The 14,792-nt window shown below is 58.3% G+C and carries 10 protein-coding genes; 6 read left to right on the forward strand and 4 right to left on the reverse strand.

Annotated features, from left to right (window positions below; genetic code table 11):
- Positions 1-316 precede the first annotated feature (316 nt).
- The 4 genes from DRET_RS00890 to DRET_RS12800 form a co-directional block, all read right to left on the reverse strand.
- Positions 317-1,360 carry an ABC transporter permease gene (locus DRET_RS00890; RefSeq protein ID WP_015750639.1) on the reverse strand — a complete coding sequence of 348 codons (1,044 nt, stop codon included), beginning with the start codon at positions 1,358-1,360 and terminating at the stop codon, positions 317-319.
- 7 nt (positions 1,361-1,367) lie between these two features.
- Positions 1,368-2,462: a microcin C ABC transporter permease YejB gene (locus DRET_RS00895; RefSeq protein WP_015750640.1), complete on the reverse strand. Its 1,095-nt coding sequence runs from the start codon at positions 2,460-2,462 to the stop codon at positions 1,368-1,370.
- A 113-nt stretch (positions 2,463-2,575) separates the two neighbouring features.
- Positions 2,576-4,399: an extracellular solute-binding protein gene (locus DRET_RS00900; RefSeq protein ID WP_015750641.1), complete on the reverse strand. Its 1,824-nt coding sequence runs from the start codon at positions 4,397-4,399 to the stop codon at positions 2,576-2,578.
- Between the two features lie 174 nt (positions 4,400-4,573).
- Positions 4,574-5,860, reverse strand: a complete 1,287-nt coding sequence (locus tag DRET_RS12800; protein ID WP_015750642.1) for an OmpA family protein — start codon at positions 5,858-5,860, stop codon at positions 4,574-4,576.
- Between the two features lie 435 nt (positions 5,861-6,295).
- Between DRET_RS12800 and DRET_RS00910 the strand changes: the two genes are divergently transcribed.
- From DRET_RS00910 to DRET_RS00935, 6 genes are all read left to right on the forward strand, one after another.
- A complete protein-coding gene (locus DRET_RS00910; RefSeq protein WP_015750643.1) occupies positions 6,296-6,895 on the forward strand; it encodes a MarC family protein in 600 nt (199 codons plus the stop codon).
- 183 nt (positions 6,896-7,078) lie between these two features.
- Positions 7,079-7,864, forward strand: a complete 786-nt coding sequence (locus DRET_RS00915) for a MogA/MoaB family molybdenum cofactor biosynthesis protein (RefSeq protein WP_015750644.1) — start codon at positions 7,079-7,081, stop codon at positions 7,862-7,864.
- The gene (locus DRET_RS00920) at positions 7,830-9,497 is read left to right on the forward strand and encodes a two-component system sensor histidine kinase NtrB (RefSeq protein ID WP_015750645.1); all 1,668 of its coding nucleotides are present in this window, start codon (positions 7,830-7,832) and stop codon (positions 9,495-9,497) included. The genes DRET_RS00915 and DRET_RS00920 overlap by 35 nt, the downstream gene beginning before the upstream one ends.
- A complete protein-coding gene (locus DRET_RS00925; protein ID WP_083777051.1) occupies positions 9,494-10,636 on the forward strand; it encodes a polyamine ABC transporter substrate-binding protein in 1,143 nt (380 codons plus the stop codon). The genes DRET_RS00920 and DRET_RS00925 overlap by 4 nt, the downstream gene beginning before the upstream one ends.
- Before the next feature lie 65 nt (positions 10,637-10,701).
- The gene (locus DRET_RS12805; RefSeq protein ID WP_015750647.1) at positions 10,702-13,134 is read left to right on the forward strand and encodes an ATP-binding protein; all 2,433 of its coding nucleotides are present in this window, start codon (positions 10,702-10,704) and stop codon (positions 13,132-13,134) included.
- Between the two features lie 229 nt (positions 13,135-13,363).
- The gene (locus DRET_RS00935; protein WP_015750648.1) at positions 13,364-14,665 is read left to right on the forward strand and encodes a BaiN/RdsA family NAD(P)/FAD-dependent oxidoreductase; all 1,302 of its coding nucleotides are present in this window, start codon (positions 13,364-13,366) and stop codon (positions 14,663-14,665) included.
- The last annotated feature ends 127 nt before the right edge of the window (positions 14,666-14,792 follow it).

Here is a 14,792-nt window from a genome sequence, read left to right on the forward strand (position 1 = left end):
CAATCCCGGAACCGGGTCGAGGCAGTTTTTTTCGTGGTGCCCGGTACCGGAATTGGTCCCTCGGCCTGGAAAAAGAGCGTGGGCGCTCTCGTAGCGAGGTGCCGGTGACCCCCAGCAGGGGCGTAGGCATACGTCGCGTATTCTTGGGGCGCTGGAACCACCTTCCAGGCCGGACGCCCAATCCCGGAACCGGGTCGAGGCAATTTTTTTCGTGGTGCCCGGTACCGGAATTGGTCCCTCGGCCTGGAAAAAGAGCGTTGATGAATTCTGAATAAGGCGGTGTTTCTTGTCAGCCACAAGGGGCTTGGACAGCGCTTTATTGTGTGTGGCGCGGGTCAAAGGCGTCCCGTGCTCCCTCCCCGATAAAGACCAGGAGGGTCAAAAGGCCGGCCAGGACCATAAAACTGGAGATACCGATCCAGGGGGCATGGAGATTGGCCTTGCCCTGCGCAAGGAGTTCGCCCAGCGAAGCGGAGCCGGCCGGCAACCCGAAACCGAGAAAATCCAGTGACGTCAGTGTGGTAATAGATCCGTTGAGCAGGAAGGGCAGAAACGTCATGGTCGCGACCATGGCGTTGGGAAGGATATGTTTGGCCATGATCATGGCGTGCCCCACGCCCAGGGCCCGGGCGGCAAGGACGAACTCCATGTTGCGCGCCCGCAGGAATTCCGCCCGAACAAGGTCCACCAAGGGCATCCAGCTGAACAGGAGCATGATGCCCAGAATCCACCAGAAGCTTGGCTGTACAAAGCTCGAGAGGATGATGAGCACAAAAAGGACCGGCAAACCGGACCAGATCTCCAGAAATCGTTGCCCCAGTATATCCACCCTGCCCCCGAAGTAGCCCTGCAGGGCTCCTACCATCACTCCGACAAGTGAACTCAATACGGTCAATACAAGGCCAAACAGGACCGAAACCCGAAATCCGTAAATGACCCGGGCCAGGACATCCCGGCCGTGATCGTCCGTCCCCAGCCAATTTTCTGTGCTCGGCGGGGAGGGGGCCGGCTGGTCGAGGTCGTAATTGATGGTGTCGTAACTGTACCGCACAGGTGGCCAGAGCATCCAGCCGTTGTCCTCAATGAGTTCCTGGACAAAGGGGTCGCGGTAATCGGTTTCCGAAGGAAAGACCCCGCCAAAAGTGGTTTCCGGATAGGAGCGGATGACCGGGGCATACATCTGACCTTTGAACCACACGAGCAACGGCTTGTCGTTGGCGATGCCTTCGGCCCCCAGAGAGGCCAGGAAGAGCAGCAGAAAGAGCCACATGGACCAGTAGCCGCGTTTATTGGTCTTGAACGCGGCCCAGCGGCGTCTGGTCAGCGGTCCCGGGCGGAGTATGTGCCACAGACGGTGCATGACGTGCTCAATCCCGGCGTTCAAAGTCAATGCGGGGGTCGACAAGGGTGTAGGTCAGGTCGCTGGCGAGTTTGGCCAGCAGGCCGATAAGAGTGAAAATATAGAGGGTGCCGAACATGACCGGATAATCGCGTTGCAACGTGGATTCAAAGCCCAGCAGCCCCAGCCCGTCCAGAGAAAAAATGACCTCAATGAGCAGGGAGCCGGTAAAAAACATGCTGATAAAGGCGGCTGGAAATCCGGCGATGATGATCAGCATCGCGTTGCGAAAGACATGGCCATAAAGAATCCGTTTTTCGGTCAGCCCTTTGGCCCGGGCAGTGACCACATACTGCTTGCCGATCTCGTCGAGAAAGGAGTTCTTCGTCAACAGGGTCAGGGTCGCGAAGCCGCCAATGACCATGGAGAGAACCGGCAGTGTCAAATGCCAGAAATAATCCTTGATTTTTGCCCACAGCGAGAGATCCGCAAAGTCGGGTGAGGTCAGCCCCCGCAAGGGAAAGATATCCCAGTACGAGCCGCCAGCGAAAAGAACAATAAGTAAAATGGCAAATAAAAAGACTGGGATAGCGTTTCCGACAATGATGGCCGTACTGCTCCAGACGTCAAAGCGCGAGCCGTGGTGCAGCGCTTTGCGAATGCCCAAGGGAATGGAGACAGCGTAAATGATCAGGGTGCTCCAAAATCCGAGGGACACGGAAACCGGGAGTTTGGAGAGGATGAGTCCCATGACCGATCGTTCGCGGAAAAAGGAGTCCCCGAGGTCGAAGCGCAGATAGTTGCCCAGCATGTGGATATACCGCTGCCACATGGGCTTGTCGAACCCGTAGAGTTTTTCGATCTTTTGCACAAGTTCCGGGTCCAGGCCCTGAGCGCCCCTGTAGGAGATATCGTTCTCGCCGTTTGGGGTTTGGGTCTGGAAATCCCCGGATTCGCTGCCAGCGAAGCGTTCCACGGACCGTCCGGCCTGGCCATGGAGCTTGGCCATAAATTGTTCCACTGGACCGCCGGGAGCGGCCTGGATGAGAAAGAAATTGATGGTCAGGATGCCCAGCAGGGTGGGGACCATCAGAAAGAGGCGGCGCAGGATATAGCTGCCCATGACATTCCCAGGAATAAAGCGTTCTGCCGGGCATCCCGGCAAGAGGTCCCCTAAGGGGTGCCGGGTGCGGCTGGGAAAGCAAGTCCCTTTGAATCGTGTTGGTTCCCGTTGGACTAGCGCCCCTGAAAGGCTCTTACGGCAGCGGCCTTGTCCGGGTCGACCCACCAGGTGAAAAAATCGAGCCCGTAGCGGGGCATCTTTTCCGGGCGACCGAAAATATCCCAGCGCGCGACGCGCAGGGCCCCGAGATGCCATTGGGGAATGACGTAGTGTCCCCACAACAGGGCGCGGTCCAGGGCGCGGCACCGGGTGATGAGGCTTTCCCTGTCCGGGGCGGTGACGACTTGTTCGACCAGGGCGTCGATGGCCGGGTTGTCGACGCCCATATAGTTGTAGGTCCCGGGGGTGGAGGCGGCTTCGGAGGTCCAGAAATACCGCTGCTCGTTTCCTGGTGAATTGGATTGGGGCAGGGTCGCTATGAGCATGTCGAAATCGAAGCTCCGCAATCTGTTGACATATTGGGAGGCATCGACGCGGCGGATCTCCATGGTGATCCCCAGTTTGGCCAGGTTGCGTTTGAAGGGCAGCACGACTCGTTCGAAACTCGGGGAACGCAACAATATGGTAAATTGAAACGATTTTCCCGTTTGCTTGTGCACCAGTTGCCCGTCTTGCATCGTCCACCCCGCCCGGCGCAAGAGGCGCAGACCTTGCCGGAGGTTTTGGCGCAGGGGCGTTGTTTCGGTGCTGGGCACGGTGTAGGCCGAGGTCAGTGCTTCTTCGGGGAGGTGGCTGCGGTGCGGTTCGAGCAGAGCCAGTTCCTCCGGGGCAGGCGGTCCCTGTGCGGCGAGTTCAGAATTGGAAAAATAACTTTTGGTCCGCGTGTACTGGCCGTAAAACAGCTGGGAGTTGGTCCATTCGAAATCAAAGGCGTAGGCCAAGGCCCGCCGGACTTCGGGATCGCTGAACAGAGGCCGCCGGGTGTTGTAGATAAAGGCCTGCATACCTTGAGGTCGGTCATGGGGGATGCGTTCCTTGACAATATGCCCTTGGTCCACCGCTGGACCGGTGTAGGCCGTGGCCCAGTGTTTGGCGGTGTTTTCTTGTCGGAAATCGTACTCACCGGCCTTGAATGCCTCCAAGGCCACAGTGGTGTCCCGAAAATAGTCGTATTGCAGGGAATCAAAATTGTAGCGCCCGGTGTTCACGGCAAGGTCAGCGCCCCAATAGGAGGCAACGCGTTTGTAGCGCACAAAATGTCCGGGCTTGAACGTCTCGATGGTATACGGGCCGCTGCCCAGGGGGCGTGTCAATCCGGCTGAAGTGAAATCCTTCCCTTTCCAGAAATGCTTGGGCAGCACCGGCAGCTGGCCGAGGATAAGCGGCAGTTCACGGTTGTTGGCGTGCTCGAAAGTGAAGCGGATTTGTCTGGGGCCCAGAACCTCGACCTCGCTCACGTCCCCGTAATAGTTTGCATATGTTGGACTCCCTTTTGCCATGAGCAGCTCAAAAGTGAAGGCCACATCCTCGGCGTGCACGGGGTGGCCGTCGTGGAAACGGGCGTTTTCGCGAAGCGTAAAGCGCACCCAGGAGCGATCCGGGGGCACGGTTATGTCTTGCGCCAGAAGGCCGTAAGCCGTGAATGGTTCGTCCATGGACTGGACACACAGGGTGTCGTAGATAAGGCCGATTCCCTGCGGCGCCATGCCTTTGGGAACATAGGGATTGAAGGTGTCAAAGGTGCCGATGGCGGCTCGGCGGACATGACCGCCCTTGGGCGCCTGCGGATTGGCGTAGGCAAAATGGGTGAAGTCAGCGCTGTATTTTGGTTCACCATTCATGGCCAGGGCGTGGGCGGCAAAGGCCGAGCGCACAGGGAGGACGCAGCAGGTGCTCGCCATGAGCAGGATGGCAAGGCGGTACAACAACCAGGACATAGGGGCTCCAGGTGTTCGATTGGTTGGGGAAGCTCGGTGTAGCCTCGCGTGCGGCGCGAAGCGCCAGCCTCTTTGCCTGCATAGCAAGTTCTCGTACGCGCCGCAATTTCAGGGACACGAAAAAGGCCCGCCGGAGCGTGTCTCCGACGGGCCTAGCTTGCTTGATCGCGTGGTTTACTGGAGTGTGATGACCACGCGGCGGTTCAATTTGCGCCCAAAGCGGGTCGTGTTGGTGGCTGTTGGCTGACTTTCGCCGTAAGCCTTGGTGCTCAGGCGTTGCGGATCAATGTCGAATGTGTCGACCAGGTAATCCCGGACGCTCTGAGCCCGTTTCTTGGAGAGTTCCATGTTGTAAGCCGCCGAAGCAGTGCTGTCGGTGTGGCCTTCAATAACCGCATTGGCTTCGGGGTTCTTGTTCAGCATGGCGGTGGCATCGGCCAGTTCGTCGTGGTAGTCGCCGCGGACAACGCTCTTGTCGATATCAAACAGGATGCTGATAGAGACGTCCATGGGCACCGGACACCCTTTTTCGTCCACCTGCACCCCTTGCGGTGTGCCGGGGCACTCATCCTTGGCATCAATGACCCCGTCGCCGTCACTGTCCAGAGGGCAGCCTTTGGAGTCGACCGCTACGCCCTGGGGGGTGCCGGGGCATTCATCTTTGGCATCGATGACCCCGTCGCCATCGCTGTCGATAGCACAGCCGCGTTCATCAACACTGACGCCCTGCGGGGTCCCCGGGCATTGATCCTTGCTGTCGAGAACGCCGTCGCCGTCACTGTCCTTGAGCTGGGTATAGAAAACCCGCTGGACAAAAGCGTTCAAGGCCGCCGGGGCGTCGAGAGCGGCTGCGGTCGTGGACACGGAGCAGTCCCGCAGATTGGCAATGGCATCCAGAGTGGCCTGCCCGGAGCCCGAGTTCGCCAGACTTACGGTGTGGATGCAGATCTGGGGATAGGCCTCATACAAGGCCTGGGCGGCCTGGACCGGATTGCCGCCTGTGTTGGCCTGGCCATCGGAAAACAGGATGATGGCTGTGGAGCCTTCAGCTGTGTCCAGCGCTGGGGCAAGATTGTTGAGCCCGTCCGCCAGTGGGGTGGGGTAGCCGATAAAACCGAGTTTACGAACCGTGTCCGGCACGTTGGCGATAGCTTGGGCGTAGCGTGTTGTCCGGTACAGGGCCCAGGGCGCCACCTGTTTGGAGGGGGCTGCCGTGTACAGGCCGGACTGGTAGTCCAGATTGGGGATGGCCTGATTGAGGCGGCCCATCAATTCTTTGGCGGTCATTGCTTTGCTGTTGCCGGAGTCAAGGTAACTTTGTCCCATGGAACCGGAGATGTCCGCAACAAAGAGGAAATTGTCCACCTTGGGCTGTTGCAGATTCTCGCCCAGAGCCGTCATGGGCAGGCAGGCGAGAGCCAGAGTGAAAATGAGAATGTGGAGTAAACGTTTACAATGCATAAGAGGCCTCCTTTTGGGGACAGGATCGACTGTTTGAGAGATTTGTCCACTTTCCCCGGAAGATAATAGGGTTACACAGGTTTGACAAGCGCAAAAAAGCAAGGCAGGCGCTTTTTATCCATACGCCCGGTGCCCGTATACCGGTGTTGCGGGCATCGGACGTATTCGCTCCAAAAGGTGTGCGCATATCTTTCATTTTTCATGAATCCGTGAACCGCGTTTGAACTGCTGCTTGCAGTCAGGAAAAAGAGGGGAGGGGCCTAGTGCCGAGACCCTCCAAGCATAGTGGGAAAAAGAGCCTGCTGCCTGCTCAATCCATTGGGACAGGCCAGGCGCGGGCAACACCCCGGAATCGGTTTGTGCAGGACCCGCCACGGGGTCAGGCTTTATCTTTTATACACACGAAATGGCCCTTGCTGACAAGGGGAGTTTTGCATGGAAACGCTGCGTCTGGTTTTTGAACTCGCCTTTCCCTTATTTTTGATCATGGACCCCATCGCCAACTCCGCTACCTGCCTGGCTATCCTCAAAGGCTATTCCCCGCCCAAACAGCGGCGCATTATCTTTCGCGAACTCGTCATCGCTTTAGTGCTCATTGTCCTCTTTCAAGTGCTCGGGAAATGGCTTCTGGAGTTGCTGGCCATCCACCAGTCTACGCTCAGGGTTGCCGGGGGCTTGATCCTGTTTATCATCTCTTTGAAATTGATCTTTCCAGAGGACCAAGGGCCTGTGGGCGGCGACGACAAGGACCCGTTTATTGTCCCCATCGCCACGCCGTTTATCGCTGGGCCATCGCTCTTGGCTGCGGTCATGCTCTACGCCCACCGTGAAGAGCGTCAGGCGGTCTTGTTTCTTGCTGTTTTCGTAGCCTGGTTGGGTTCATTGGGCATTATGCTCTCCGCCCCTTCGTTGCAACGCATCCTGGGAAAGCGCGGCATCAAGGCCGCCGAGCGATTGATGGGGTTGATCCTGATCTTGGTGGCGGTCCAGATGCTCGAGGACGGTGTCCGGCTTTTTGTTGAATCCATGTTCTAGTCAGCAGGGCTCGAACGATTCCGACACGCCCCATTGGTGGCGGCCCTCCTGTTTTCGCCGAGGCCGCAATGGCGGGAAAGGCTTGTTTGATGGTTCGAAAATTGGCACAAAGAATATTGCTCCTGGAAATTTCGCAGTGGCGCGCTGTGCGCTGAACCGGGACTGAAACAAGGAAGAAAACGTATGCCATTGACCCTGTATTGGGAGGAGACCATCCCCGCCTCCGGCCGCGCTCTTGTGGCTTTGCAAAGCGAAAGCACGTTTCCCGGGTCCGCCATGAGGTCTCCTCAGTATGCCTCTCTTGCCGCCGGAATGTACCTCAACGGGCCCGACGGGCAGGCACTGGCCCAGGTAGAGGCTCCGACCTGGCTTCCGCAAAGTCAGGGAGCGAGTTGCCCGGCGGTGTGGATTCGCAGTTTGCGTGAGTTGCCACCGGAACAAAGCCCGATCCAGGTCGATGCAGTGCGTCAGGGTATTTCCCTGGCCTGGGTGACCATGAGCGACAAAGGCGCGCGGCAAGAGCGCGAGGACACCAGCGGGCCGTCCATTGCCTCGATCTTGGGCCAGACCTTGTCGTTGTCCTATATCCAGGGGTTTGTCCTACCCGATGACCGCGATATTCTGCGTGGGGTGCTGCACCGCCTGAGTTTCATCGATCGTTTCGACCTTATCTGCACCACCGGAGGCACTGGGGTCGCCCCTCGGGATATCACACCTGAGGCGACGCTCGCGGTTCTGGATAAGCGCTTGCCCGGATTCGAACAGGTCATGACCGCCAGTTCTCTGGCCAAAACCCCGCATGGCATGATTTCCCGGGCCGTGGCCGGAGTGGCCGGACAGACCCTGATCTGCAATCTTCCGGGAAGTCCCAAAGGGGTGCGTGAGAATCTGGAGTCCATCCTGCCCGCCCTGCAACATACCTTGGACAAGATCCATGGCGACCCCGCCGACTGCGCCCGCATCAACTGAGACAACTGCATCAGCTCTGGGCAGCGACGACCGGCACCGACTTGTTCTGGCCGCCGGCATCGTTCGTCTTGTCTGCCTCGGACTTTTGCTCATTCCCCAGGCCCTTATCTGGGGCGGAGACACCACGCCGGAGTTCATGTTCCGCTACGGCGGCGAGGTGCTCTATACGGTGGCGCTGGTTGCCGGTTTTCTGCTCAATATTGTGTTTTTGCTCTCGTGGAAACGGTTCGTTTCCACGAGTTGGCTGGTCGGCACGCAATTGGGAACGGATATTGTTCTGGCCCTTGTCCTTGTCGTCTTAACCGGTGGCGTTTCGAGTCCGTTTACCTTCCTCTTCTGGGGCATCGTTTTTTTTCATGGGCGTGTGCTCGGGCGACGGCCTTCACTGGCCATAGGCGTCGGCGTGGCCGTGCTCATGGGAGGACTCGGTGCGGTTCAGGTCGTCTGGCCGGAGATTTGGCATCTGCAAGGGGCCCCGGGACAGTTGGGGTATTATCTGTCGCTGCAATGGGTCGGATTGGGGCTTGTCATTCTCCTGGTGCGTTCAAGCCGGAGCGAAACGGAGAAACTTTTTGCCCGTTTGCGGCGGCAGGAACAGGCCCTGGAAGAGGCCGAAGCCCTGAAAGCCAAAGTTCTGGACTGGATGGATAGCGGGCTCATGGTTCTCAATACGCGTGGCGAGGTCACCTCGGCCAACAGACAGGCTCTGCTTATGGCCGGCGAACACCGATTGGATAGCGTTCTTGGCCGTCCCCTTCGCGATGTGTTTCCGGCCTTTGATCCTTATTGGCAAAAATGGCGCCATGACGGCCGCCGGGAACGTGACGAAGTGCAGGACCCCGACCAGCGTGTTTACGGGGTGCGGATGCTTTTAGCCCCGGATCAGCAGAGCACGCTGGTATTGTTCGCGGATATCACCGAGATCCGCCGCCTGGAGCAACGGGTCCGGGAGATGGAAAAAATGGCCACCATAGGCGAATTGGCTGCTGGTTTGGCCCATGAAATGAAAAATCCCTTGGCGGGAATCAAAGCCGGACTGCAACTCGCCGAACAAGGGGATGTCCCGCCCGAGCAGTTGCACCGCCTCCATGGTGTTGTGCAGCGCGATATCGGCCGACTTGATGTGTTGCTTCGGGATTTTTTGAATTACGCGCGTCCCAATCCGCCTCAGCCAGAAAGCGTGGAAATCGAGGACGTCGTCGAGGATGTTTTGAGCGTGTGCCGGTATGAATTCCCTGGCGTTGATTTTGCGGTTGCACGGGGGGTGGGCCGGGAGACGTGGTGGGCGGATCGGCACCATCTGCACCAGGTCCTTTTGAATCTGGTGCGCAACGCAGCCGAGTCTGTGGCCAGCCAGGGGCACGGCCTGGTCCGGGTCGAGCAGCTAGCTGATGAAGAGGGCAGGGGGCTCGCCGTCGTGGATTCCGGCTCCGGGATCCTGCCAGGGCAGGAGCGGAAAATTTTTGACCCCTTTGTGACCACCAAAGAGCAGGGCTCCGGTCTGGGACTGTCTATTGCCCAGCGGTTGGCCCATCAGAATCGGTGCTGGATTGAATTGCGCAATGCGGCCGGCGGTGGGGGAGAGGCGCGTCTTGTGTATGAGTCAACGATCCCCGTATTTGGAGAGCGATGATGGTTTGGCGTCTTGTATTGGCGGGGCTCGTCGTTGTGTCCTGTCTCGGATTTCCGGAAGCGCCGGCGTGTGCCGAAAAGCAGGACCAGCCGACGCTGCATGTCTTGAACTGGAAGAATTATTTTCCCTTTGATCCAGATATTCCTGAAGAAAAAGGGATTTACGCCCGCTCAAAGGTCTTGCAAGAGTTTGCCGCACGCCACGGGTGCCGTATTGAGGTCGATGAAGTGGTCAACGAGATAGAGTTGCGGGACCGCTTGCTGACCATGCAAGGGTATTACGATGTCGTTGTCTATTCGGCCTGTGATGTACAATACCTGCATAAAGCCGGCCTGTTGCGTTCGATTCCTCGGGAGCAACTTGCTCACTTACCGCAGGTGGCAAAGGCCTATCTCAAGGTGAATTCAGCTTTAAACGGGCTGTATTTCGTGCCGTATCTCTCCGGGACCACAGGGATTATCTACAGGCGTGATCTGCTTGATCAACCGCCGGTTTCCTGGGAGGACTATTTCAAACCAAAGGCTTCCTTGCAGGGGCGGATCGGGGCTCTGGATTCGGCCTACTCCATGTTTTTATGTGCTTTTGAGCACTTGGGGTTTGGAAAATTGCGGGAGGATCCGTCGTTGCTGCAGCAGGCTGCTGATCTGCTGCGCGGGATGGAACGCCGGCAGATGTGGGAGGTTATCACCTCGGACCATGTCTATCTGGAAAAGCTACTTGGCCAGGGGCAGATCTGGATGACGATCGGGTATTCCGGGGCCGCGGCCCGTATGCAGCGCAAATGGGGAGCTGAGCGCATCGGCTACGCCCTTCCGACCGAGGGGGCGGAGATTTGGGGAGATGGATTTATTATTCCGCGCGGTGTGCGCCACCCCCAATTGGCGTATGCGTTTATTGATTACATGATCAGCCCCGAGGTCCAGTATGAGGCGGCGCGGAATCTGCTCTACATCCCCGCAAATGCCCGGGCGGCCGAAAAAATCAGCGGTGGGGGGCTGCTGCCTTCAGGCGATCCCCTGCTGCACATCCCCCTGGGGATGTACCCTGTCTTGAGCCGCGCGGATATCACCTCGTCACACATGGAAGGGATGTGGCGCGATATCGTCTCCAAGCACCATTCCCATCCCCCCGGCCAATGAAGCCGTTTTATAACACCGGAGGCCTGTTGCACGGGAACAGCAGGTGCTCTCAGCAGTAGGCTCGTATGCGTCTTCACACCAAACTCCTCTTGGCCGTTTTGCCCCTGGTGCTTCCTGTCCTTGTCTTCGGACTCTGGGCCGAGGGGCTTTTCGACCATTTGGCCAGCGATACGACGCAACTTGTCTCCGGTTCGGAAGTTTTAGCCGACAAGGCTGAACGAGTGCACACGCTGGCCCGATTGATCGAGCGTCAAGCCGAGTCCGATTACCGTCTTGTGGCTCGGGAGGCGGCCCGGAGTCTTCAGAATTACCACCAATTTCTGACTCAGGTGCAGCAACTCCTGGGCAGCAGTACAACGCTGACCCTGTACATGCATTCGCATCCCTCCGGGCGGGAATATCTGGCTATGCAGCTGTATCCCGAACTGGAGCAGGCGCTCAAGAATTTCCACCTTTCTGCGATCCGCCTTGTGGACGACAATGGCGTAAGCCTGCTCCATCAAGGGGTGCCTCCTTTGCAAAAAGCCGGGAGACAAAAGCGGAAGCCACCGTGGTGGAGTCAGATTCAACGGGAATTGCACGCCGATGCCCAGCATATCTCTACTCTCTACCAGGGCCAGAACAAGGGGGCGCCTGTCTACCGCCTGGCCGTGATCATGCCCTTGCGGTACTTGTGGAACCGCTACAACCAGAAAGCGGGCAAGGTAAAAGGCTATTTGAGTTTTGAGGTCAGCCTTCCGGCTCTCATGGCGTATCTGGGAAGCAAATCCGGACACGGAGGGGATCTGGTCTGGAAGACCCCGGACGGAACGGTGGTCGCGGGACGTTCGGCAAATGCGGCTGGCCGATCCATGGCCGAGGTCGAGGCACAGCTGGGGCCCATGCGCCATTTCGAGGCCGAGGCCGTGCCCGGCAAATTGGTGGTCGATTTTCTGCTCCCTGAAGCCTCGGTGTACAGTCATGTCCAGGCGGCGCGACAATTATCGACGTCACTGGATACCCGGGTCAAAGAGGTCGCCCATTTGTCGAGTGCGGCCCAACACGAAAGCCTGCGACTCCAAAGTGTGCTTTTTATAACCCTGGCCGTGACCCTGGTGCTTTCTCTTGTGCTCGCACTTGTGATTTCCCGGGGAATCGGACGCCCGCTCTCCAGGTTGACTTCGGCTGCGGAGCGGATTTCCAAAGGGAACCTCCAAGAAAATCCTGGTGTTTATCCTCGCGATGAGATCGGCGATCTGGCGGCGAGTTTCGAGCGCATGCGCAAGGCCTTGCAGTCGCAGATCGCCACTTTGGACAAGCAGGTCCGCGACAGAACAGCGGCCTTGTCCAAAGCCAAAGAAGAAGCCGAACGCGCCAACAGGGCTAAAAGCGACTTTTTGTCCGGACTGAGTCATGAAATCCGGACCCCGATGAACGCCTTGCTTGGCGCCTCAGATCTTTTGGAAAAAACTGAACTCGATGCCCGGCAGCGGAAATATCTGCGCATGGGCAAGTCCTCGGGAAAGACCCTGCTGTCCCTGATTACCAACCTGCTTGATGTGGCCCGTCTGGAGCGGGGGCGGCTCCAGTTGGCCAGAGAGGTCTTTTCCCTTGAGCAGATGGTTCAGGAGGCGATCGACGTGGTTGAACTCGCCGCGCAGGAGAAAGGGCTTATCCTCAATAAGAAAATCGCCTTGGCGGTTCGGGGCACGTATCTCGGCGATCCGGTGCGGCTGCGGCAAATCCTGGTCAATCTCCTCAATAACGCCATGAAATTCACCCCTCAAGGACGAGTGTTGGTCGAAGTGACTCCCGCCGAGCAGACAGGGGTCCTTTTCCGCGTTTCGGATACCGGAGAAGGTATTCCTCAGGAGTCCCTGGAGACTATTTTCGAACCGTTCTCTCAACTGGATTCCTCCTCAGGGCTGCCCAATTCGGGCAGCGGACTGGGGTTGGCGATCAGCCGCCAACTGCTTGAGGCCATGGGGGGGCGGATCTGGGTCGAGAGTCGTCTCGGTCGCGGTAGCGATTTCTTTTTTCTTGTGCCGCTTGAGCGGACAGATTCTGCTGCGCCAGCCACCGTCGTCCCCCAGCCCGCGGAGGAGGTGCCGGATCTGACCGGACTCCAGGTGCTTCTGGCAGAGGACACTCCGAATAACAGCATGTTGATCCGTTTTTTTCTTGAAGGAACCGGCTGTCGCGTTTCTGCGGTGGAGAATGGGGCCGCAGCTCTGGAGGCACTCGAACGCGACAGGTATGATGTCGTGTTGATGGATATCCAGATGCCGGTCATGGACGGAATCACGGCTACGCGCCGGATCAGGGCCCGGGAACAGGCCACAGGGGGCAACGCTATCCCTGTGGTGGCTATGACCGCGCACACGAACGCCGAAGAGGTTTCAAAGCTTTACGCGGCCGGGTGCTCACAGTATTTACCCAAACCAGTGTGCAGGGCCTATCTGCTCGAACTGCTTCAGCACATCCACACCGGCACGTCCCAGATCCTGCATCAGCCTTGAGCTCAATCCACAGTCTCCTCCTTGAACCAGGGGCTTGTGTTGGCAAATCGTTTCTCATTTCCCCATGGCAGACAGCTGCAAAGCGTCCAAGCTCTCACGGACGAATATGTGCGCTGCGACCTGAGACTATTCGCTGCCTTGTCCTTGGGATTTTTGAACGATCAGTGGTAGAAGGAAGTTTTCAACAATCAGTCAAGAAGTTTTTCACAGCTATGAGGGTTGTGCCGGAATGAAGGGAAAACGTGAACCCGGTGACCGGAGAGCGAATCCCCGGGTTATAGTGATCGGGGGCGGCCCAGCCGGCTTACTTGCCGCCGGATATGCCGCGCGGCAGGGAGCAGAGGTTGTCCTCCTGGAAAAGATGCACAAGCCGGGACTCAAATTGGGAATAACCGGCAAAGGCCGATGCAATGTGACCAATGCCGCCCCGTTGCGTGAATTTCTGGCGCATTTCGGCACCCAGGGGCGGTTTTTGCGCCAAGCCCTGAACCGGTTTTCGCCTCAGGATTTGCAAGAGCTGTTTGCCTCTATCGGCATCGCCACGGTGGTCGAGCGTGGCGGCCGGGTCTTCCCCGAACACCTGCGGGCACCTGCTGTAGCTTCGCGGCTTACGGAGTGGGTTAAGAAAGGGGGGGTGAGGGTGCAGACACACACTGAGGTGCTCGGTGTAACGGCGACTCGTGACCGGGTGACGGGTGTCCGGATTCGCGGGGAGCAGGGGGAATCCGTGTGGCCGTGTCATGCCCTTATCGTGGCCACCGGAGGAGCCTCCTATCCGCAGACCGGATCGACGGGGGAGGGGGCCTCCTGGATGACCGCCTTGGGCCACACGGTGGTGCCGTGTCGTCCCGCCTTGGTGCCGTTGGAGACCGCGGGGGACACGGCCGCCCGATTGCAGGGATTGAGCCTGCGCAATGTCGAGGTCAGTCTGTGGTTAAGGGGCAAGAAAACGGCCCAGGCTTTCGGGGAGATGGTCTTCACCCATTTCGGGGTCTCGGGTCCGGTGGTGCTGGAACTGAGCCAGCAGGCCGTGGATCTGTTGCGAAACGGAGAGTGCCCGGAACTTTGCATTGACCTCAAACCGGCACTCGACGAGACAAAATTGGACGCCCGTTTGCTCCGCGATATCCAGCACAAAGGAAAAAAGCAGATTGCCAATTGGTTGCGCGATCTGTTGCCGACCAGCCTGATCCCCATCTGTCTTGAAGCCACTGGCCTGGATGGCAGTCTCCAGGCCGGGCAGATGACCGCTCGTCAGCGGCGGAATCTGAAAATGTGGCTCAAGTATTTTCCTTTGCCCCTGACCGGGTATCGCGGCTTTGAGGAAGCGATTGTCACCGCCGGTGGGGTGGCTCTTCAAGAAGTTGATCCGCGCACGATGCAGTCCAAGCTGGTTCCTGGATTGTACCTGGCCGGAGAAATCCTTGATCTGGCCGCTGACACCGGCGGGTACAATCTTCAGGCAGCTTTTTCCACCGGCGTGGTCGCCGGCGAAGCAGCCGGGATCGCTGTGAGCAGGTCAACCGGATAGTTGTCAGCGTTCTGGGCCCGGCTCTGAGATTGTGCTTCAGGGCCTGAAAAAACTCGCTCCAAGGCAGCAGAGGATTCCTGTCCGTTCCACAAGGAAACAGAATGGCCGTTTTGCAAAAGGAGTGACT

Source organism: Desulfohalobium retbaense DSM 5692, assembly GCF_000024325.1.
Classification (GTDB): Bacteria; Desulfobacterota; Desulfovibrionia; order Desulfovibrionales; family Desulfohalobiaceae; genus Desulfohalobium; species Desulfohalobium retbaense.